The 21,889-nt window shown below is 41.2% G+C and carries 17 protein-coding genes and 2 pseudogenes; all 19 read left to right on the top strand.

The window, feature by feature from the left end; genetic code table 11:
- Positions 1-228: 228 nt before the first annotated feature.
- The 19 genes and pseudogenes from ruvB to QSE00_RS18780 all read left to right on the top strand — a co-directional run bounded on the left by ruvB (position 229) and on the right by QSE00_RS18780 (position 21,878).
- Positions 229-1,251: a Holliday junction branch migration DNA helicase RuvB gene (gene ruvB, locus QSE00_RS18875; RefSeq protein ID WP_031442397.1), complete on the top strand. Its 1,023-nt coding sequence runs from the start codon at positions 229-231 to the stop codon at positions 1,249-1,251.
- 55 nt (positions 1,252-1,306) lie between these two features.
- Positions 1,307-2,629, top strand: a complete 1,323-nt coding sequence (locus tag QSE00_RS18870; RefSeq protein WP_286107064.1) for a cytochrome P450 — start codon at positions 1,307-1,309, stop codon at positions 2,627-2,629.
- A 4-nt stretch (positions 2,630-2,633) separates the two neighbouring features.
- On the top strand, positions 2,634-3,554 hold the full coding sequence (gene queG / locus QSE00_RS18865; protein WP_286107063.1) for a tRNA epoxyqueuosine(34) reductase QueG: 921 nt from the start codon (positions 2,634-2,636) through the stop codon (positions 3,552-3,554).
- Positions 3,555-3,831: 277 nt separating this feature from the next.
- Positions 3,832-3,945: pseudogene (locus tag QSE00_RS18855) on the top strand (tRNA epoxyqueuosine(34) reductase QueG); the annotation flags it as partial.
- 82 nt (positions 3,946-4,027) lie between these two features.
- A pseudogene (locus tag QSE00_RS18850) lies at positions 4,028-4,141 on the top strand (tRNA epoxyqueuosine(34) reductase QueG); the annotation flags it as partial.
- A 210-nt stretch (positions 4,142-4,351) separates the two neighbouring features.
- Entirely contained in the window at positions 4,352-6,646 is a 2,295-nt protein-coding gene (locus QSE00_RS18845) for an NADP-dependent malic enzyme (protein WP_286107062.1), read from the top strand.
- A 65-nt stretch (positions 6,647-6,711) separates the two neighbouring features.
- Positions 6,712-7,293 carry a Holliday junction branch migration protein RuvA gene (gene ruvA, locus QSE00_RS18840; RefSeq protein WP_110355531.1) on the top strand — a complete coding sequence of 194 codons (582 nt, stop codon included), beginning with the start codon at positions 6,712-6,714 and terminating at the stop codon, positions 7,291-7,293.
- Positions 7,294-7,298: 5 nt separating this feature from the next.
- The gene (gene sov / locus QSE00_RS18835; RefSeq protein ID WP_286107061.1) at positions 7,299-14,480 is read left to right on the top strand and encodes a T9SS outer membrane translocon Sov/SprA; all 7,182 of its coding nucleotides are present in this window, start codon (positions 7,299-7,301) and stop codon (positions 14,478-14,480) included.
- 123 nt (positions 14,481-14,603) lie between these two features.
- On the top strand, positions 14,604-14,984 hold the full coding sequence (gcvH, locus tag QSE00_RS18830) for a glycine cleavage system protein GcvH (RefSeq protein ID WP_110355533.1): 381 nt from the start codon (positions 14,604-14,606) through the stop codon (positions 14,982-14,984).
- Complete coding sequence (locus tag QSE00_RS18825; RefSeq protein ID WP_110355534.1) at positions 14,953-15,366, top strand: VanZ family protein; 414 nt, start codon at positions 14,953-14,955, stop codon at positions 15,364-15,366. The genes gcvH and QSE00_RS18825 overlap by 32 nt, the downstream gene beginning before the upstream one ends.
- A gap of 255 nt (positions 15,367-15,621) precedes the next feature.
- Complete coding sequence (locus tag QSE00_RS18820; protein WP_286107060.1) at positions 15,622-16,332, top strand: energy transducer TonB; 711 nt, start codon at positions 15,622-15,624, stop codon at positions 16,330-16,332.
- A gap of 216 nt (positions 16,333-16,548) precedes the next feature.
- Entirely contained in the window at positions 16,549-17,448 is a 900-nt protein-coding gene (gene cyoE / locus QSE00_RS18815) for a heme o synthase (protein WP_110355822.1), read from the top strand.
- 5 nt (positions 17,449-17,453) lie between these two features.
- On the top strand, positions 17,454-18,035 hold the full coding sequence (locus tag QSE00_RS18810; protein WP_110355536.1) for a cytochrome c oxidase subunit 3: 582 nt from the start codon (positions 17,454-17,456) through the stop codon (positions 18,033-18,035).
- A 146-nt stretch (positions 18,036-18,181) separates the two neighbouring features.
- On the top strand, positions 18,182-19,156 hold the full coding sequence (locus tag QSE00_RS18805; RefSeq protein ID WP_286107059.1) for a cytochrome c oxidase subunit 3: 975 nt from the start codon (positions 18,182-18,184) through the stop codon (positions 19,154-19,156).
- A gap of 57 nt (positions 19,157-19,213) precedes the next feature.
- A complete protein-coding gene (locus QSE00_RS18800; RefSeq protein WP_110355538.1) occupies positions 19,214-19,597 on the top strand; it encodes a cytochrome C oxidase subunit IV family protein in 384 nt (127 codons plus the stop codon).
- 137 nt (positions 19,598-19,734) lie between these two features.
- Positions 19,735-20,367 (top strand): hypothetical protein, encoded by a 633-nt coding sequence (locus QSE00_RS18795; RefSeq protein WP_286107058.1) that lies wholly within the window; start codon positions 19,735-19,737, stop codon positions 20,365-20,367.
- Positions 20,367-21,095, top strand: a complete 729-nt coding sequence (locus QSE00_RS18790) for an SCO family protein (RefSeq protein WP_286107057.1) — start codon at positions 20,367-20,369, stop codon at positions 21,093-21,095. The genes QSE00_RS18795 and QSE00_RS18790 overlap by 1 nt, the downstream gene beginning before the upstream one ends.
- Positions 21,095-21,628: a DUF420 domain-containing protein gene (locus QSE00_RS18785; RefSeq protein WP_110355540.1), complete on the top strand. Its 534-nt coding sequence runs from the start codon at positions 21,095-21,097 to the stop codon at positions 21,626-21,628. Before QSE00_RS18790 ends, QSE00_RS18785 begins: the two co-directional genes overlap by 1 nt.
- A complete protein-coding gene (locus QSE00_RS18780) occupies positions 21,618-21,878 on the top strand; it encodes a hypothetical protein (RefSeq protein ID WP_258364791.1) in 261 nt (86 codons plus the stop codon). The genes QSE00_RS18785 and QSE00_RS18780 overlap by 11 nt, the downstream gene beginning before the upstream one ends.
- Positions 21,879-21,889: the final 11 nt, after the last annotated feature.

Raw genomic sequence — 21,889 nt, 5'->3', positions numbered from 1 at the left:
AACAGTATTTTAAGGCAGTAGTCCTATGAAATATCGCAGCCAATGCACCCTGTTTTCATGGTGGGGTCCCCCGTTTAAATATGTAGGGTCTGGGACAGGTATTTTAATTTGTTTTCTTCCGCTCTTGGGAACAAAGGAATGGGAATCATAATTAAAAGAAGGAAATGTCCCTGCCCTTAAAATTGTTTCGTGGAAAACTATTCCAATTTCCTTTATCTTTGTAGGAGTATGAATGAGAATTTAGATCCTACGGCCAGTAATTTTTCCAACGAGGAATTCGATATAGAAAGGGCATTGCGCCCTATTTCCTTTGACGATTTTACAGGGCAGGAACAAGTATTGGAAAACCTGAAAATTTTTGTTCAGGCCGCAAATTTAAGGGGGGAAGCCCTAGATCACACCTTGTTCCATGGTCCTCCGGGTCTTGGCAAGACTACTTTGGCCCATATTTTGGCCAATGAATTGGGAGTCGGTATCAAAATGACTTCGGGCCCTGTGTTGGATAAACCAGGGGATTTGGCCGGGTTGCTCACCAATCTGGATGAACGGGATGTGTTGTTCATAGATGAGATTCATAGATTGAGTCCAATAGTGGAAGAATATTTATATTCTGCCATGGAAGATTATAAGATAGATATAATGATAGAATCGGGCCCCAACGCCCGATCGGTACAGATCAATTTAAATCCCTTTACCTTGATCGGGGCTACGACCCGTTCGGGTTTGTTAACAGCTCCTATGCGGGCACGATTTGGGATACAGAGCAGATTGCAATATTATTCCACGGAATTGCTCTCCACCATAGTGGAACGTAGCGCCGAAATATTAAAGACACCTATTACACAACAGGCCGCTATTGAAATAGCCGGTAGAAGCCGGGGGACTCCTAGAATATGTAATGCCCTATTAAGACGGGTCCGTGACTTTGCCCAAATAAAAGGGAATGGAAAGATAGACATAGAGATTTCACAGTTTGGACTAAAGGCCTTGAATGTGGATGCCCACGGATTGGACGAAATGGACAACAAGATATTGACAACCATTATAGACAAGTTTAAAGGAGGCCCTGTGGGGATTACTACCTTGGCTACAGCCGTTTCTGAAAGTGCAGAAACCATAGAGGAGGTTTATGAACCTTTCTTGATCCAACAAGGATTTATCATGAGGACCCCAAGAGGTAGGGAGGTTACGGAATTGGCCTATAGACATCTGGGCAGGATCAAGGGCAATATTCAGGGAGGTCTTTTTTGATGTTGTTGCCCACTTGTATTTTATGGCGGAAGAACCCCACTTTTAAATATTCAATTTGAAGTTAGTATCAAGATTTCAGGTCTTAAAAAATGCGGGGAGAATCCTAAAAAACCCCTTGCCCTTTCATCATGAAAATTTTGAGGCATATGGGGATTGTTTTAAAGTACAATTAAGTTCCAAGGAAATAGTCCTTTTTACCAGAAGCCCTGGACTAATAAAGCATATTCTTCAAAAACAACATAAGAAATACGAAAAATCCTCTTTGCAAACAGTGGATTTGGCCAAGTACGTTGGTCATGGTATTCTAACCTCCAGTGGTGAACATTGGCGCACACATAGAAGATTGGTGCAGCCCGCTTTTCACAAGAAAAAGCTCCATAATTTAATGGGGGTCATGAGGGAGGCCATACTGCAGGAACTGGAACGAATAGAACCTGGTAAGGTGCAGAACGTTTTTCCCCTTATGGGCGATCTTGCATTTCAGGTGGTTGCCAAATCCCTTTTCGGTAGTTCGGATATTCGTGAAAAGATGTCACGGCTCCAGTATATTACCGAGGCCAATCAGCGTATGTTGATCAAAGAAATGCGGCAACCATATCTAAAATGGTGGTATAGGCTCAGTGGTAAAATTGATAAGCACTTGAAAATGGCCGGGGAAGGCAAGAGGCTACTGTTGGAAATTGTTGAAGAGCGGAGGAGCTCGGGATTGGAAAAGGATGATTTGCTGGATATGCTGCTTAAGGCACGATATGAGGATGGCTCCCCAATGCCGGACGGGCAATTGTTGGATGAAGTGATGATTCTTTTTACAGCAGGGCATGAAACCACGGCCAATGCACTTAGTTTTACCCTGTTTCTTTTGGCCAAAAATCCGGCAATTCAGGATCAGGTTTATGAAGAGGTGTCCAAGGTAGATCTGGAGGATGGCAGAGTTGATTTGGTGCAAGAAGTGATGCAGCTTCAATTTGTTAAGCAATGCATAGAGGAGGCATTGCGACTGTATCCGCCAGTTTATGTAATAGATAGGGTGGCCACAGAAGATGATACCTTTGAAGATATTTCGCTCCCAAAAGGTACAATGGTACTTATGTCCATTTACGAATTACACCGCTATGGCCATTTTTGGAACAGGCCATTGGAATATGACCCCAATAGATTTAAGGAAGCGGACAAAAAGGATTATGGGGACCATTACTATCCGTTTGGGGCCGGCCCCAGAATGTGCGTGGGCAATAATTTTGCCATGTATGAAATGATCATTGCCATAGCGGAAATTGTGAAGAAATATAACATATCCAGCACTTTAAAAAACATAGGGATCAATCCTTTGATTTCGCTTAAACCAAAGAGCGTACCTTTACTTTTTACAGAACGATAATTTTTTGAAGAACATTCTTAAACATACACAGCTAATAAAAACCGAAGCCAAACGCCTCGGCTTTTTATCTTGCGGTATCTCCAGGGCCGAATTTTTGGAGGAGGAAGCCCCTAGGTTGGAAAAGTGGCTCAATAAGAACATGCAGGGGGAAATGGGCTATATGGAAAACCATTTCGATAAGCGTTTGGATCCTACCAAATTAGTGGAAGGGTCTAAATCGGTCATATCCCTTTTGCTTAATTACTTTCCAGGAGAAGCTCAAAAAGAAAATACCTTTAAGCTATCCAAATATGCCTACGGACAGGATTACCACCATGTCATTAAGAGTAAATTAAGGCAACTCCAAGAATTTATTGGTCAAGAGATAGGAGAGGTCAACGGCAGGGCCTTTGTGGATTCTGCTCCTGTCTTGGACAAGGCTTGGGCTGCAAAGAGCGGTTTGGGCTGGATAGGGAAGCACAGTAATTTGTTGACCCAGCAAGTGGGGTCTTTTTATTTTATAGCAGAATTGATAGTGGACTTGGAATTGGAGTACGACCATAGGGTAACCGATCATTGCGGTACCTGTACCGCCTGTATCGATGCCTGTCCTACCCAGGCCATTGTAGAACCCTATGTGGTAGATGGAAGCAAGTGTATTTCGTACCTTACCATCGAATTAAAGAATGAAATCCCCACAGACTTTAAGGACAAAATGGATGATTGGATGTTTGGTTGCGATGTTTGCCAAGATGTATGCCCCTGGAACCGTTTCTCCAAACCACATCGTGAACCATTGTTCCATCCCCATCCCGATTTACTTTCAATGACCAAAAAGGATTGGGAAGAAATTACGGACGATGTCTTTAAGAAGGTGTTCCAGAAGTCTGCCGTAAAGCGCACCAAATTCTCCGGTTTAAAACGAAACATTGAGTTTTTGAAGTAGGACGGAAGTTAATTTTTTTTTAGGACCCATTATCGTTATCGGAACCTATCCCCCTCCTTGGGAGGGGTCAGGGGAGGTCAGCCAAAAAGGATTGGGAAGAAATTACAGAAGATGTCTTTAAGAAGGTGTTTCAAAAATCTCCCGTAAAACATACTAAATTCACTGGTTTAAAACGAAACATTGAGTTTTTGAAGTAGGACGGAAGTTAAATTTTCAGGACCCATTATCGTTATCGGAACCTATCCCCCTCCTTGGGAGGGGTCAGGGGAGGTCAGCCAAAAAGGATTGGGAGGAAATTACAGAAGATGTCTTTAAGAAGGTGTTCCAGAAGTCTGCCGTAAAGCGCACCAAATTCTCCGGTTTAAAACGAAACATTGAGTTTTTGAAGTAGGACGGTAGTTAATTTTTTTAAGGACCCATTATCGTTATCGGAACCTATCCCCCTCCTTGGGAGGGGTCAGGGGAGGTCAGCCAAAAAGGATTGGGAGGAAATTACAGAAGATGTCTTTAAGAAGGTGTTCCAGAAATCTGCCGTAAAACGTACTAAATTTTCCGGTTTAAAAAGGAATTTGGAATTTCTGAAGTAGGGAACAGGTTTCCTTAAGTGTAGGCCCACCACTGTAAAAGAAACGGCTCCCTTCTTGGAGAGTGCCATTTTTGCGTATTTGGTGGGAGTTTTGGACCGGGTAATTAAAAATTGAATTACACTACTTCTTTTGAAGCGATGGTAGATTACTTTTTTAAATCCTTTTAATTTAAAGAATACTCTTAACTTTGTTTTTCTAATATCACACTATATGAGCAAGCAAAAGACAAGAAGGGAAGCACTGGTGTACCACGCCAAACCACAACCTGGAAAGATAAAAATAGTTCCTACCAAACCCTATGCCACCCAAAGGGATTTAGGTCTTGCCTATTCGCCCGGTGTGGCAGAGCCCTGTCTGGAAATTGCCAAGGACAAGGACAACGTGTACAAGTATACGGCCAAAGGCAATATTGTAGCCGTAATATCCAATGGAACCGCAGTCCTAGGATTGGGCGATATTGGTCCCGAGGCTTCAAAGCCGGTGATGGAAGGTAAGTGCTTGTTATTTAAGATTTTCGCAGATATAGATGGAATAGACATTGAATTGGACACTACCGATGTTGAAAAATTCATTGAAACCGTAAAGATAATTGCTCCAACGTTTGGAGGTATAAATTTGGAGGACATTAAGGCTCCTGAAGCTTTTGAAATTGAAAGACGTTTAAAAGAGGAGCTGGATATTCCCGTAATGCACGATGACCAACACGGAACGGCTATAATTTCGGCCGCGGCACTTTTGAACGCTTTGGTGCTTACCAACAAAAAAATTAGTGATGTCCGTATCGTAATCAGTGGGGCAGGTGCTGCTGCCGTTTCATGTACCCGCCTGTACAAAGCTTTCGGGGCCAAAAACAAAAATATTGTAATGTTGGATAGCAAAGGGGTTATCCGGAGCGATCGGGATAACTTGTCTGCCGAGAAATTGGAGTTTGCTACGGATAGGAAAATCGATACCTTAGAAGAGGCCATGAAAGATGCCGATGTTTTTATTGGTCTTTCCGTAAAGGATATCGTTTCAGAAAAAATGTTATTGTCCATGGCTAAAGATCCCATTGTGTTTGCCATGGCCAATCCCGATCCGGAAATAGATTATAACCTGGCCATAAAAACCAGAAAGGATATCATCATGGCCACAGGTAGGTCCGATCATCCGAATCAAGTGAACAATGTTTTGGGATTCCCTTTTATTTTTAGGGGGGCATTGGATGTAAGGGCCACCAAGATAAACGAAGCTATGAAAATGGCGGCAGTGAAGGCTTTGGCAGAACTTACCAAGGAGCCTGTTCCGGAACAGGTGAATATCGCCTACGGACAAACAAGGTTGACCTTTGGGCGGGAGTATATAATTCCAAAACCTTTTGATCCCAGATTGATTTCTGAGATACCCCCTGCCGTTGCAAAGGCGGCTATGGAGAGTGGAGTGGCCAAAATGCCTATTGATGATTGGGATAAGTATAGGGAGGAATTATTACAGCGCTCCGGGAATGACAATAAAATAGTCCGTTTGCTTCACGACCGTGCCAGAATGAACCCTAAAAAAATTGTATACGCCGAGGCCGATCATCTGGACGTTCTAAAGGCTGCCCAAATTGCCTATGAAGAAGGGATGGCAATTCCAATTTTATTGGGGAATAAAGCAGTTATTGCAGAATTGATGAAAGAATTGGAATTTGACGCCGATATTCTCGTTATAGATTCCCATGCCGATGAAGCCAATGACAAAAGAAATCAATATGCTTCCAAGTATTTTGAAAATAGACAGCGTAGCGGGGTAAGTCTTTTCAGTGCCCGTGCTAAGATGAGGGAGCGTAACTATTTTGCGGCAATGATGGTTTTGGAGGGAGATGCCGATGGTATGATTTCCGGATACTCCAGAGCATACCCAACCGTGGTAAAACCAGTGTTCGAAGTAATAGGAAGGGCTGCCAACGTTAAGAAAGTATCTACGGTGAACATTATGATTACCGAAAGAGGCCCCTTGTTTTTGGCCGATACTTCCATCAACATCGATCCCAGTGCCGAGGAAATCGCCGAAATTGCAAAGATGACGGCCAATGTAGCCGTTACTTTTGGCTTTAGCCCCGTAATGGCCCTATTGTCCTATGCCAATTTTGGATCTTCTACACATCCCCGTGCTACCAAAGTCAAGGAAGCTGTAAAAATATTGCATGCCACCAACCCGGAATTAGTGGTAGATGGTGAACTGCAAATCGACTTTGCTTTGAACAAGGAACTGCATCAGGGTAAATTTCCCTTTTCCAAATTGTCCGGTAAAAAAGTAAATACACTTATTTTTCCCAATTTGGAGTCGGCCAACATTACCTATAAGCTGCTGAAAGAATTGAACCAGGCAGATTCCATTGGTCCTATCATGGTAGGTTTGAGACGTTCCGTTCATATCCTTCAATTAGGGGCCAGTGTGGACGAGATGGTCAATATGACCGCTGTTGCGGTTATTGACGCCCAAGAGCGTGAAAAGAGAAAATTGGCAAAAAAACAAAAGTAGAATAGTTGAAATAAATTCAGGTTTCGAGATATTGGAAAGCTGGGTTCTGAAATCCCCAATAACAAATGATTACCCATTTAAAAGGAAAACTTGTTGAAAAAAATCCAACCCATATTGTAATTGAATGTGCGGGAGTAGGATATTTTGTAAATATTTCTTTGCACACGTTTTCAAAAATTGGGGATTCGGAAAGTATTCAACTGTACACCCATCTACAAGTAAAGGAAGATTCACATACTTTGTTCGGGTTCTCTGAAAAGTCCGAAAGGGAGATATTCAGATTGTTGTTGTCCGTGTCAGGTATAGGATCCAGTACGGCCAGAACCATGTTGTCTTCCCTGTCCCCTAGTCAAATTAGGGATGCCATTGCAACAGGGGATGTGCCTACTATTCAGGGAATCAAAGGCATCGGTGCCAAAACGGCACAACGGGTAATTCTGGACCTAAAGGATAAGGTTTTAAAAGTCTACGATATTGATGAACTTTCCGCCCCATCAAACAATACAAATAAAGATGAAGCGTTATCTGCATTAGAGGTTCTTGGTTTTGTCCGCAAGCATGCTGAAAAGGTTGTGGATAAAATAGTTGGCCAAGACCCTGGACTAAGCGTAGAGGACATTATAAAACTTGCGCTTAAAAATTTATAACAAGTTTGAAAAAAGGGGCAAAATTTTATCTTAAATCATCATTTAAGCTTACCATCCTACTATTTATTTTCTTGGGCTCAACGGGTACTTCCGTGGCACAGGAAATAGAAGGGGAAGATGCAATTGGGCAAGAAGCGGACTCGCTAAAAACTGGTGTTGCTCTGGGGAGATTGAAAATGGAAAACCCGGACAGCATTGTTTCAAAATATACGTATGATCCCGATCTGGACAGATATATCTATACTGTAAGTGTAGGGGATTATGATATCAATTACCCCGTTATCCTTACTCCCGACCAATACTTGGAACTTGTGCGCCGGGAGGGTATGAAGTCTTATTTTAAAGAAAAAATTGATGCTTTTTCAGGCAAAAAAGAGGGTAGTGAGGCGGCCCGTAAAAATTTACTTCCCAATTTTTATGTAAATAATAGTTTTTTTGAAAGTGTCTTTGGCGGCAATACCATTGAGGTAATTCCACAAGGATCGGTGGCAATGGATTTAGGTGTCATTTGGCAAAAAAACGATAACCCCTCCCTGTCCCCACGTAACAGGACCAATCTTTCCTTTGATTTTGACCAGCGTATAAGCTTAAGTATGTTGGGTAAAATTGGGGAGCGACTACAGGTTACCGCTAATTACGATACCGAGGCAACCTTCGATTTCCAGAATTTGGTAAAGTTGGACTACACGCCATCCGAGGATGATATACTTCAAAAAATTGAAGTGGGTAATGTTAGTATGCCCCTTAATAGCTCCTTGATTACCGGGGCTCAAAGCCTCTTTGGGGTAAAGACAGAATTGCAATTTGGGAAGACTAGGGTTACTGCCGTATTTTCGGAACAAAGGTCCCAGAGCAATACAGTGGTGGCACAAGGTGGGGGTACGGTGAACGACTTTGAGCTTAGGGCCCAGGATTACGATGCCGACAAACACTTTTTCTTGGCCCATTATTTTAGGGATAATTATGATGCAGCCCTTGCAGACTATCCTTATATAAGGAGCCAGGTCCAAATAACAAGGTTGGAGGTGTGGATTACCAATAGGAGCCAGCAAACCGTGAATATTAGAAATGTTGTCGCTATTCAGGATTTGGGGGAAGTGCAACCGGAAAAAACCAGAATAGGGAGGAACAATGGGGATCCTGCTGGATTCTTTAATAGCTCTACTGCCGGAAATTTACCAAGGAATGCTGCCAACGATTTTGATCCCCTCCAAATTGGATCGGGAGGAGCGCTTACAAATAGCATTCGCGATATAGCCACTGTTCAATCAGGGTTTAATGTGCCTGGCTATACCGTAAATCAAGGGTTTGATTATGCTATTTTGGAGAATGCTAGAAAACTGGAACAGGGCAGGGATTTTACCTTTAACTCACAATTGGGCTATATATCCCTAAACCAAAGATTGAGCAATGATGAAGTCCTTGGGGTCGCCTTTCAATATACCTATAATGGGCAGGTGTATCAGGTAGGAGAGTTCGCCAATGGCGGTGTGGATGCTACTACCGTGTCGCCGGGTGCTGAGATTCCAGTAAATAACAATACCTTGATCCTTAAGTTGTTAAAAAGTAATATCACCAATGTTGTAGATCCCATATGGGATTTGATGATGAAGAATATTTACGCCACTGGTGCCTATCAATTGAGTCAGGAAGATTTTAAGTTGAACATTTTATATGCAGAAACCACTCCAAGAAATTATATTACGCCAGCGGAATCAGGTGTTGGTTCGGGCTGGCCAACAAGTCCCAAGCCCTTGGAAGATAGGATATTGTTGGATGTGTTTAACCTGGATAGGTTAAATGCATATAATGATCTTCAGAGTGGAGGGGATGGTTTTTTTGATTATGTGGAAGGTATTACCATAAACTCGCAAACAGGGAGCATTATATTTACCAAAGTTGAACCTTTTGGAGAATACTTGTTCAACCTTCTGGGCGGCGGTACCTATGATGTGGATAATGATCAAGGCTATAATGCCAATCAAAGAAAGTATGTCTTTAGGAATATGTACTCGCTTCCTACGGCGGCTGCCCAACAGGATGCGGATAAAAATAGGTTTATTCTAAAAGGGACCTATAAGTCACAGGGAACAAATGGAATTCCTATTGGGGCCTTTAATGTTCCTCAGGGATCCGTAAGGGTTACGGCCGGGGGAAGGCAGTTACAGGAAGGTATAGATTACACCGTAAATTATCAGTCGGGCACCGTGCAGATTTTGGATCCAAGTTTGGAAGCTTCCAATACGCCCATCAATATTTCGGTGGAGAACAATGCGGTTTTTGGACAGCAGACCAGACGTTTTACAGGTGTAAATGTGGAGCATCAATTTAATAAGAATTTTGTGCTCGGGGGTACTTTGTTGAACCTGAATGAAAAACCATTGACGCAAAAATCCAACTATGGGATAGAACCTGTAAACAATACTATATTTGGACTGAACAGTAATTTTTCCACGGAAGTTCCATTTTTGACCAGGTTGGCCAATAAATTGCCAAATATAGATACAGATGTTCCTTCCAACTTATCAGTTCGTGGCGAAGTAGCCTTCTTAAGCCCAAGTTCTCCCAAGAATGCGGATTTTGAAGGGGAAACTACCACCTATCTGGACGATTTTGAGGGGGCGCAATCGCTGATCGATATCCGTTCCTTTTTGGGATGGTCCATGGCGAGTCCGCCAGTTGAATTCGCCACTACCACCAATAGTGTGGAGTCTGGATATGGAAGGGCAAAAATGGCCTGGTATACCGTAGATCCCATTTTTTATTCCAATCAGCGGCCTACAGAATTGAGTGATGATGACATTTCTACCAACGAGACCAGAAGAATCTATATACAGGATGTTTTTAACCAGGATGTTGCCCAGGGGCAAACTTTGGCGCAAAACACCTTGGATATAGCATATTATCCTAGTATGAAAGGTCCCTATAATGCAAATCCAAATTTTACCGCGGAACAACCACAGGACAAATGGGCAGGGATAATGCGATCCTTGAGCAGTACCAATTTTGAACAGTCCAACGTAGAATACGTCCAATTTTGGGTATTGGATCCTTATGTGGATGGTATTGCTACAAGTTCCGGGGATTTGGTGATCAACCTTGGTAATATTTCAGAGGATGTTCTTCCCGATGGAAGGAAACAATATGAAAACGGATTACCTGTAGATCCGGTTTCCAACGATCTTACCTATAAAACATCTTGGGGAAAGGTTCCCGCAACCCAATCCCTAGTGTACGCTTTTGATGCGGACCAGAACAATAGGGGCTTGCAGGATATTGGTTTTGACGGATTAACCGATGCCGAGGAGGCTACCTATACTTTTGAAGGAGGTATAACCTATAATGGCCCGGCGGAAGATCCGGCCCTGGATAATTACGAGTACTTCCTGAACAGGGAAGGCAGTATTTTGGAACGTTATCTTAATTACAATAACCCTGACGGAAACTCTCCAGTGCAGTTGAGCAATTCCAACAGGGGGTCCACCACCTTACCGGATGTGGAAGACATAGATAGGGATGGAACCATGAATACGGTAAACAGTTATTATGAGTATCGTATAAATATTAAACCAGGGACAACGGTCAATGATAAATATGTAACCGATATTAAGGAGGGGGTTACCAGGTCTTTGCCCAATGGCAATACCTTGAACGAACGTTGGATCCAGTACAAAATACCTTTGTCCGACTTTACGGATGCGGTTGGCGGGATAAGCGATTTTAGGTCTATAAGCTTTATGCGGATGTACCTAACAGGGTTTTCAAGTAATGTGGTATTGCGTTTCGCTACCTTGGATCTTGTCCGTGGAGATTGGCGTACTTATGCCAAATCCTTGCAGCCAGATGTAGATGGGGATCCCACCGATGATGGAACTTTGGTGGATGTTAACGCCGTAAACATTGAGGAAAATGCAGCCCGGACCCCTATACCCTATGTTTTGCCTCCAGGTGTACAACGAGAAAGATTGAATAACAATAATACTATAATAAGGCAAAATGAACAATCCTTGTCATTTGTTGTCGAGAACTTGGAATCCCAAGATTCCAGAGGGGTCTTTAAAAATTTGGATATAGATATAAGGCAATATAAACGTTTAAAAATGTTTATGCATGCCGAAGAAATTGTAGAATCGGATTATGCCAATGACGAGACGCCTTTGGTGGGCTTTGTAAGGATAGGTTCGGATTTTACACAGAATTTTTATCAGATAGAATTGCCCTTACAGCTAACGCCCCACGGGGCAAGTTCGGATAGCGAAATTTGGCCGGATGTTAATGAACTGGACCTTTCATTGGATGATTTGTCCAAAGTAAAATCTGCAGGCATTGCAGCCCAAACGTTGAGTACCATTAATTATTATGAAATAAACAATGGTGAAGTGGTCCAGGTAAATGAATTTGACCCTAGAACACTGGGCAAACTGCGTATCGGTATCCGGGGAAATCCTTCCTTGGGCGGTATACGGAGTATGATGGTTGGGGTTAAGAACGATGATAATCTACCGGCTAGGGGAGAGGTTTGGTTCAATGAACTTCGCCTATCAGGTTTGGATAATAACGGGGGATGGGCCGCTATAGCCGCCATGGATATGAATATGGCAGATTTTGCCAATGTATCCGCCACCGGTAGTAAAAGTACTTCGGGTTTCGGGGCCATAGATCAAATGCCCAATGAACGTGCACGGGAGGATGCCATTTCCTATGATGTGGTCACCAATGTAAATATTGGTCAATTGTTTCCCAAAAATTGGGGCTTGCAACTACCCTTCAATTACGGTATTTCCGAGCAGATGATCACTCCGGAATTCGACCCTGTCTATGATGATTTAAAATTGGATGATCGTATCGCAGCTGCCGAAACTCCTGAAGACGCCGAGGCAATTAAACAGCAGGGAGAGGATTATACCAAGAGGACCAGTGTTAATTTTATTGGGGTAGGAAAGGACAGGGGCGAAGAGGCCGAGGCCAATTTCTATGATATTGAGAATTTTACCTTCAATTATTCCTATAATGAGGTGAACCATAGGGATTTTGAGATCGATGAGCTCAGGGACCAGAATGTGGTAACAGGTTTTGTTTACAACCATAATTTTAAGCCTGCTCCAATTGAGCCATTTGCCAAGAAGGATTCCTTGTTTACCGGGAAATATTGGAAATGGTTGAAGGATTTAAATCTGAATGTTTTACCTGCCAGTGTTTCGCTTCAATCCAATATCAACCGATCATTTAATCAGCAAAAGTTCAGGGATGTTTTTGAACCTGGGGTAGAAAAGTTGGACCTGCCATTTCTACAACAAAGGAATTATCTTTTCAATTGGCAATATGCCATTAATTATAGCCTCACAAAATCCTTGCGTTTAAACCTTACCGCTTCCAACAACAATATTGTAAGGAATTATTTTTCTGAAGATGGCAATCCGGATTCCGAGATCAATCAGGCCTTGGGATTGTGGGATGGATTTTTTGATCTTGGGGAGCCCAACAGACATTCCCAGGAAATGCAATTGAACTATGAATTGCCCTTGAACAAAATTCCTGCTTTCGATTTTATAAATGCCCAGTACACCTATACCAGTAATTTTGACTGGCAAAGGGGAGGGGATGCTCTGAACAAAGTGGCCGGGGAGGATATTAATACCGTACAGAATGCCAGTACCCATAATTTAACAGCATCCCTGACCATGCAAAAATTCTATGATTTCCTTGGTTTGGGAAGAAAGAATACCAAAGGGGCCGTAGCAAAACCGACGCGTTTGGATAAGGCAGGCAACCCGGCATCAAATGCCGATGATAAAGAGGTTAAAAAAGCTTCAGGTGCAGGGTACAATGCTTTTATAGATGTACTTACCATGGTGAAACGTGTAAATGTTACCTATAGTCAGAATGATGGTAAGGTGCTGCCTGGGTATACCAGGTCTGTAGGCTTTATTGGTACTGCAAAACCAACCATAGGATTTATCTTTGGTAGTCAGGCCGATGTTAGGTATGAGGCGGCCAGAAACGGCTGGTTGACCACCTTTCCGGAATTCAACCAGCAATATATTCAGAATACCAATAAGCAGTTGAATATCACCGCTACGGCACAGCCCACCAGGGATTTAACCATAGACCTTGTGGCCGATAGACAGATGTCCGAAAGTTATCAGGAGACATTTAACGTAGAGGATCTGGGAAATAACGCATTTGAATATGTGAATCTTTTGGGGAACAACTACGGTAATTTCAGTATTTCCACTTTAATGATCGGCACTGTTTTTAACAATAGTGACGAATTTGATTCTGCCAATTTTGAAACCTTTAAGGAAAATAGGATCACTATAGCCAATAGGATTGTTTCCGAAAGAAACCACGATACCGGTGTGGTGGATGAGGATGGTTTTCCGGAGAGATACGGTAAGACGAGCCAGGATGTTTTGTTGCCCGCTTTTTTTGCTGCTTATACTGGGAAGGATCCCAATAAGGTTAGTTTGGACGCTTTTAGAAATATACCAATTCCCAATTGGAACATTAAGTATACCGGATTAATGCGCAATCCTTGGTTTAAGAAGAAATTTAAGCGTTTTTCCCTTAGTCATGGGTATAGATCGGCCTACAGTGTAAATTCGTATCAGACCAATTTGACCCGTACACAATTGATCAATGAGGGCATGGAGCCAATAAATACAGAGACCCAGGATTTTTTACCGGTCAATATTATGAACAATGTGGTCCTTACCGATGAGTTCAACCCATTGATGAGGGTAGATTTTGAAATGCAGAACTCCCTCAGTGTACTTGCGGAGATTAGAACAAATAGGGCATTGTCCCTGAGTTTTGACAATAGTCTAATGACAGAGATCAATGGAAAGGAATACACTGTTGGACTCGGGTATCGTTTTAAGGACGTTAAATTTGTTACCAATATTGGCGGTGAACAACAGCGTTTAAAAGGAGATTTGAATCTAAAGGCGGACGTTACCCTTAGGGATAATATTACCATTATACGAAACTTGGACATAGACAACAATCAAATTACTTCCGGACAAAACTTAATGTCCGTAAAATTTGTAGCTGATTACGCTTTGAGCAAAAGCTTGAACGCCCTGTTTTTTTACGATCATTCGTTTTCAAAATTTGCCGTGTCTACGGCTTTTCCCCAAACTTCCATCAATACCGGCTTTACCTTGAGGTATAATTTTGGAAACTAGTTTAAACTAGGGGGGTTTGGCCATTAAGGAATTTATTTTTACAAGGGGGCAAAAAGTTTAAATGAGTTTTTTGATTAACATGAGATATTCTTTTACATTTGTTGCCTTAACAAATTTTAGATAATGAATATACCTTCAGATTTAAAGTACACAAAAGACCATGAATGGGTCAGAATAGAGGGCGATACCGCTATTGTCGGGATTACTGATTTTGCCCAAGGGGAACTTGGGGATATCGTTTATGTGGAAGTGGAGACCTTGGACGAGACCTTGGACAAGGATGAAGTTTTTGGAACGGTTGAGGCCGTAAAGACGGTTTCTGATCTTTTTCTGCCCTTAAGTGGGGAAATAATTGCTTTTAATGAATCGCTTGAAGACGAACCGGAAAAGGTAAATACCGATCCTTATGGCGATGGTTGGATCATTAAAGTGAAAATTAGTGATTCCTCCGAAATAGATGGCTTGCTAGGGGATGCAGAGTACAAAGAACTTGTGGGTGCCTAAAAAATATTTTTTTACAATCTTGTTTATAAGCTGGGTGGTGTTCATAACATCGCTCAGCTTATTTTCTTTTGAGGATGATAGTCTACCTTCCATAAATATCCCCCATTTAGACAAGTTGGTACATTTTTCTTTTTACTTTGTATTTACCGTTTTGGGATGCTTGTCATTTAGGGAGATCGATCGCAAAAATACACCGCCGAAAAAAGTTATTTTGAAAATAATTTTCTACGCTGTGGTTTATGGTATAATTATTGAGATGCTTCAAGGTGTGGCCACGGTAGATAGGGAGCCCGATTTGCTGGATGTTCTGGCAAATAGTTTGGGGGCATTGTTCGGAAGTTTTGCGGTAAAATTCATTTTCTCCGGAAAAACTCCTTTATAATGGGTGAAATGGTGTTTTTTTTGAGTAATTTGGGGTGTGTTCGGGACAAAGGAGGGCAACCTGCTGGTTCTTAGCGCAATGGATGTGTAGGAATGGAATTTTTCCGATCAATAACGTTCAAGGCCTTTGGTTACATATAAAAGGATGCTTTGAAGCCCACGGACCTGTTTAAATTTATTTGTATTTTTTTTTAACAAAAAGTTTTAAACAGATAAAATAAATATATAAATTAGCGAACATTAAAAATTAAGAATTATGGAACTTAAAAAGAATCCGAAGGCAGATTTAACAAGAAATAGCGGGCTTTATTTCGTTATTGGTCTTGTTTTGGTCATGCTATTGACGTATATAGCTTTTGAATGGAAGACCTATGACGATGATAATAATTTTGATTACACCATGAATGTGGAGGATACTTTGGACGAAGAGGTTCCAATGACCGAACAAATTAAGACACCGCCACCACCACCGCCACCAGCTGCCCCGGAAATTATTGAGGTAGTTGAAGATGAGGAGGAAGTGGAAGAGACCGTAATTGAATCTACAGAAACCAGTCAAGAGGAAGAAGTAATAGAAGTAGCCGATGTGGAGGTTGAAGAAGTTGAGGAAGATTTAGATATACCTTTCGCCGTTATCGAGGATGTTCCTATTTTTCCCGGCTGTGAAAATGAACCAAAAAGTAAATTGAGGGATTGTTTCAACTCCATGATGCAAAAGCACATTGGAAAAAACTTCCGCTATCCGGAAATTGCCCAGGAAATGGGAGTGCAAGGTAGGGTGAACGTAATGTTTGTTATCCAAAAGGATGGAAGCATCGGGAACGTAAGGATGAGAGGTCCGGATAAAAACTTGGAGGAAGAAGCAGCAAGGATTATCAGTAAGTTGCCTAAAATGACCCCAGGGAAGCAAAGAGGTAGAGCAGTTCGTGTACCGTTCAGTATTCCAATTACTTTTAAGCTGCAATAGTTGAAATTTACAATATATTGAAATCCCGAGCCACGGCTCGGGATTTTTTTTGTTCCATAATGATATGGCGGTCGTGGGCAAATATGACCTTATGGTATTTCCTGGATTCGTTCAGGCTTCAGCCACTCCTTTAATAGTTAATTCATATAAACATGTTTATTTGGTTGCAAAAAATTCCTTTGCGGTGTATCTTTGCGGTCCATTTAAAAAATGCAAATGAAAACGGCGGTCGGTTCAGTTAAAAACACCTCTTTATCGGTATATTTTGCTGACTTTAAAGAAATTACCAAAGCTAGGCTCGCTGTAAGTGTGGTCTTTTCTTCCATAGCGGGGTATTTTCTGGGTGCTGTTGAAATTAATTTCTCCTCGGTGCTACTTTTGGCTTTCGGTGGGTATTGTATGGTAGGGGCTTCCAACGCTTTCAATCAAATTATTGAAAAGGACCTGGATGCTTTGATGAGCCGCACCAAAAACAGGCCTATACCAGCGGGTAGAATGTCTGTGGCCACGGCCATGGCCATTGCCGTTCTAATGACCATTGTGGGAATTGTGGCGCTGTATTTTCTAAACCCCAAAACGGCCATGTTTGGCGCTATCTCCATTTTTTTGTACACAAGTGTATATACGCCCTTAAAGACTAAAACACCCTTGGCCGTCTTTGTAGGTGCCTTTCCTGGTGCTATTCCCTTTATGTTGGGATGGGTGGCCGCTACCGATAATTTTGGTATTGAGCCCGGTACCCTGTTCATGATACAGTTCTTTTGGCAATTTCCACACTTCTGGGCTTTGGGTTGGATGTTGGATGATGATTACAGGAAAGGTGGTTTTAAAATGCTTCCTACTGGTAAGAAAGATAAGGGCACTGCTTTGCAGATCATTATGTACACCATTTGGATGATAATTATTTCGGTAATTCCGGTATTTGGTTTTACAGGAAGGCTGCAATTGTCAATTGTAGCCGCTATTATCGTTTTTTTAATGGGAACCGTAATGTTGTTTTTCGCTTTTCGATTATATGAAAAAAGGGATAATGCTTCCGCAAGGAAATTAATGTTGGCCAGTGTAAGTTATATTACATTGATGCAAGTAGTATATGTAATGGATAAATTTATATAATAAGGATGGACTTAACGCAGGGTACGGGAAAGGAAAAAAACGCTAGGGCCAAGAAAATGATGCTCTGGTTCGGGATTGTTAGTTTGCTAATGGGGTTTGCTGGTTGGACCAGTGCCTATATTGTGAGCAGTTCTCGCGAAGATTGGATAAAGGATCTGACTTTGCCGTCGTCGTTCCTGTTCAGTACCATGGTGATCATTATAAGCAGTATAACTTACCTTATGGCCAAGAAAGCCATAAAGCAGGATAGGGTAAAACAATGTACCATTTGGTTATTGTTGACCCTTGCGCTGGGAATTGCCTTTATAATATTGCAATTCAACGGATTTTCACAGATGGTGGCTAACGGTTACTATTTTACCGGGCCTACGAGTAATATTAAGATGTCCTATGTTTTTCTAATAGCAGCAGTACATATTGTTCATGTTGTGGCCGGTATTATTTCATTATTGGTGGTCATTGCCAATCACTTGCGGAAAAGGTATTCCTCAAAGGAAATGCTAGGTTTGGAACTAGGAGCTACATTTTGGCATTTTTTGGATATTCTTTGGATATATTTAATTCTTTTCATGTATTTCGTAAACTAGAAGGGGTTAATCCTTTGCTAAATGGAAGGTATTTTGACAGGGCTTATTTAGAATGGGTTTTTTTTGCCAATTTTAAAAGGCAAAAATTTTGTTTAGCCGAAAAAAATGTAAATTTGTGAAAATTTTATTAACGCTATAATTTTTATATGGATTCTACGGTTACTACGGGTACAGAAGAAAATGTCTGGGGTGGAGGAAATCAACCTCTAGGCGCTAGTTACGGAAAGTTGATGATGTGGTTCTTTCTTGTGTCCGATGCATTGACGTTTTCTGGCTTTCTTGCTGCATACGGTTTTTCTAGGTTTAAGTTTATAGAAACTTGGCCAATTGCCGATGAGGTTTTTACCCACGTTCCTTTTTTTCATGGAAACTATCCCATGTACTACGTAGCGTTCATGACCTTTATTTTAATTATGTCTTCCGTAACTATGGTGTTGGCTGTTGATGCCGGACATAAATTGCAAAAGACAAAGGTAATCTGGTATATGTTCCTAACTATTATTGGAGGGGCAATATTCGTAGGTTCACAGGCCTGGGAATGGGCTACTTTTATAAAGGGCGATTTTGGAGCTTTGGAAACCAAAGGTGGTAGGGTGCTGCAATTTGTTAGCGCTGATTCAGGGGGTCGTCTTGCTTTAAGGGATTTTGCCGAGACCCTACATGAAGACAGGGTTGATCATGAAAAGAAGAATGGAATTTGGTACTACAAGGGAGATGCTTTGCCCAGTTACTCCCTGAATGAAGTAGTTGAAGGAGTGAAATCGAACCCCAATGTTTTAATACGTACGGAATTAATAAACGAGGATGGCCATAAAACAGTTTTGACAAGGGATGAAACTTTGAAAAAATTAAAGGACGCGACACTTGTTGTTGAAGGGGCCAATCTGGTGCGGAATGAGTACGGCAGTAGGTTGTTTGCCGATTTCTTTTTCTTTATCACCGGGTTTCATGGTTTTCACGTATTTTCCGGGGTAGTCATCAACTGTATTATCTTTTTTAATGTTATTCTTGGTACTTACGAAAGAAGGGGGCATTATGAGATGGTGGAAAAAGTTGGGTTGTACTGGCACTTTGTGGATTTGGTATGGGTATTTGTATTTACCTTCTTCTACTTGGTATAATTTGTTTAAATAAAAAATTCATCCTTTTAAAGAATATATAAAAAAATAAGATTAGAAATGGCACACGAACATAAACTCGAAATATTTAGAGGTCTGTTGAAGTTTAAGTCCAACACACAAAAAATATGGGGTGTATTAACATTCCTTACTTTGGTGACCATAGTTGAAGTTGGATTGGGGATTGCAAAGCCAGAGTCTTTGACCCATTCCTATTTTTTGGGAATGAAGGTCTTGAACTGGATTTTCATCATATTGACTTTGGTCAAGGCTTATTATATTGCCTGGGATTTTATGCACCTTAGGGATGAGAAGAGTTCTTTGAGAAGAGCTATTGTTTGGACCCCTATATTCCTTGTGGCCTACCTTATTTTTATTCTCCTCTTTGAAGCGGATTATATATACCATGTGTATACCGATGGCTTCGTTAAGTGGAATTTCTAACGAATAATTAACAGCATAAAAAGACGGTATAACAACCGTCTTTTTTATTTTTGTACTTATTCGGTTTGTACTGAATATACAGGGGAGGAATGTTCTTTTTCGTCCAAACTGTAATGTTGGAAATTAATATTTATAGGATGAAGAAAACATTAGTACTGGTTACCTTATTTATCCTGCCTATAGTGATATATCTGTTTTTTGCTTCAGGGATAACAAACTTTGGCAAATTGGCAACTTTAACAGAGAATGTTCCTGAAATTGATTTTGCGGACAAGGCTGTTGCCCTAGGGGGCAAAATTACCGTACTGGGATTTCTTGGGAAGGATGTGGAAAGTAAAAAAGGCAATGCCTTTAATTTGAACCAGAAAATATACAAGCGTTTTTACGAGTTTAACGATTTTCAATTTGTTATGGTCATGCCCAAAGGTACGGAGCAGGATGTGGAAGAATTGAAAAAGGAACTGCTGCAATTGGCGGATATAGGCAAATGGAATTTTGTCTTTGGGGATGATGATGAAATCAATGACCTTTTTAAGAGCCTAAAGACAAACCTGGTATTGGATGGGAACTTGGGTACACCCTATGTTTTTATTATTGATAAGAACAGAGTGCTAAGGGGAAGGGACGATGATGGGGAAGAAGGAATTAAATATGGTTTTGATACTTCCTCTGTGGCGGATTTAAACAATAAGATGGAGGATGATGTAAAAATTATATTGGCCGAATATCGAATGGCCCTAAAAAAGAATTACGCAGATAGGCCGAAATAATGCAGAAAAACAATTATACATATGTGTGGGTTTCCTTTGTAATCCTTGTGTTTGGAATCATTTTTGTTCCAAAAATTGTGGAAAGGGTGCAAGGTGGCTCCATTATTCAGAATGATAGGTTAAACCTAAAAGGGGCTAATGAAAAACTGGCGTTTATAGAAATGAACGGGCAAAGGCGTAAAGTACCTCCCTTTGCTTTCTTGGACCAGGACAGTTTGTTGATTACCAATGACGATTATAAGGGCAAGGTGTATTTGGTAGAGTTCTTCTTTACCACCTGCCCTACCATCTGCCCTGTCATGAACAAAAATTTGGTTCAGATTCAAAATGAATTTAAGGATTTTGAAAATTTTGGGGTGGCTTCATTTACCATAAACCCGGATTATGACACCCCCGGGGTATTGAAGGAATATGCTCAGGATTACGGGATAACCAACATGGATTGGCATTTGCTAACGGGCAATATAAACGATATATATACCTTGGCCAATACCGGATTTAGTATTTTTGCGGCTGAAGTTCCAGAGGCGGAAGGTGGGTTTGAACATTCGGGCCTTTTTGCATTGGTAGATAAAAATGGTTATATACGTTCCAGGGTGGATAAGTTTGGAAATCCAATCGTGTATTACAGGGGAACCATTAGCGAACAGGACGGGGAGAATGATCATGGGGAAGAGGAGCAAATATCGATCCTTAAAGAGGACATTAAAAAATTATTGAAAGAATAATGGATGCAAATACCTTGAAAGAAAAGAAAATAAATAAGATAATCAATTTGGTATCCATAGTTATACCGCTTGTTGTAGTTCTGCTTTTTGGGGTAAAATTGCCAAACGTGGAGCCTTTAAGTTTTTTGCCTCCCATATATGCCACTGTAAACGGTTTCACCGCCATATTGTTGGTCATTGCGGTCATTGCCGTTAAAAATGGGAAGCTCGAGCTTCACCAGAAATTAATGACCAGTTGTATTTTGTTGTCTTTGGCATTTCTAGTGATGTATGTGGCCTATCACATGACCTCCGATTCTACCTCGTTTGGAGGGGAAGGGATTGTTAAATATATTTATTTCTTTATTCTGATTACCCATATTATACTATCCATAGTAATAATACCCTTGGTACTGCGTACCTATGCAAAGGCATACCTTAAGGATTTTGCAGCGCATAGGAAACTTGCCCGGATTACATTTCCACTGTGGTTGTATGTGGCAATAACCGGGGTCGTGGTCTATTTAATGATATCTCCTTATTATGTACACTAAATCATCTTCCTTTTTTTCAAGACGTGGCAGTTTCAAAATTCAATACCTGGTATGGATTTTAACCATATCATTTTTGTTGGTGCCTAATATCTCGGAAGCCCAGTGTGCCATGTGTAGGGCAGTATTGGAAAGTGAAGGGAGCGAAGCTGCGGCAAAGGGTATAAACAATGGTATTGTATATCTAATGGCTGTTCCCTATCTATTGGTGGCAGGGCTCTTTTTCTTTATCTACAAAAAGATGAAAGCTTAAAATCGATTTCA

The organism is Arenibacter flavimaris (assembly GCF_030291335.1).
Taxonomy (GTDB): domain Bacteria; phylum Bacteroidota; class Bacteroidia; order Flavobacteriales; family Flavobacteriaceae; genus Arenibacter.
Note: the sequence above shows the minus strand (reverse complement) of the source record. Positions and strands in the feature narration are given on the sequence as shown.

Bases quoted from the DNA above. Each gene is read 5' to 3' on its own strand.
- gcvH (WP_110355533.1), top strand. From the start codon at position 14,604: ATGAATATACCTTCAGATTTAAAGTACACAAAAGACCATGAATGGGTC.
- QSE00_RS18790 (WP_286107057.1), top strand. From the start codon at position 20,367: ATGCAGAAAAACAATTATACATATGTGTGGGTTTCCTTTGTAATCCTT.
- QSE00_RS18800 (WP_110355538.1), top strand. From the start codon at position 19,214: ATGGCACACGAACATAAACTCGAAATATTTAGAGGTCTGTTGAAGTTT.
- ruvB (WP_031442397.1), top strand. From the start codon at position 229: ATGAATGAGAATTTAGATCCTACGGCCAGTAATTTTTCCAACGAGGAA.
- cyoE (WP_110355822.1), top strand. From the start codon at position 16,549: ATGAAAACGGCGGTCGGTTCAGTTAAAAACACCTCTTTATCGGTATAT.
- ruvA (WP_110355531.1), top strand. From the start codon at position 6,712: ATGATTACCCATTTAAAAGGAAAACTTGTTGAAAAAAATCCAACCCAT.
- QSE00_RS18785 (WP_110355540.1), top strand. From the start codon at position 21,095: ATGGATGCAAATACCTTGAAAGAAAAGAAAATAAATAAGATAATCAAT.
- QSE00_RS18795 (WP_286107058.1), top strand. From the start codon at position 19,735: ATGAAGAAAACATTAGTACTGGTTACCTTATTTATCCTGCCTATAGTG.
- QSE00_RS18805 (WP_286107059.1), top strand. From the start codon at position 18,182: ATGGATTCTACGGTTACTACGGGTACAGAAGAAAATGTCTGGGGTGGA.
- QSE00_RS18810 (WP_110355536.1), top strand. From the start codon at position 17,454: ATGGACTTAACGCAGGGTACGGGAAAGGAAAAAAACGCTAGGGCCAAG.
- QSE00_RS18820 (WP_286107060.1), top strand. From the start codon at position 15,622: ATGGAACTTAAAAAGAATCCGAAGGCAGATTTAACAAGAAATAGCGGG.
- QSE00_RS18845 (WP_286107062.1), top strand. From the start codon at position 4,352: ATGAGCAAGCAAAAGACAAGAAGGGAAGCACTGGTGTACCACGCCAAA.
- QSE00_RS18825 (WP_110355534.1), top strand. From the start codon at position 14,953: ATGCAGAGTACAAAGAACTTGTGGGTGCCTAAAAAATATTTTTTTACA.
- QSE00_RS18780 (WP_258364791.1), top strand. From the start codon at position 21,618: ATGTACACTAAATCATCTTCCTTTTTTTCAAGACGTGGCAGTTTCAAA.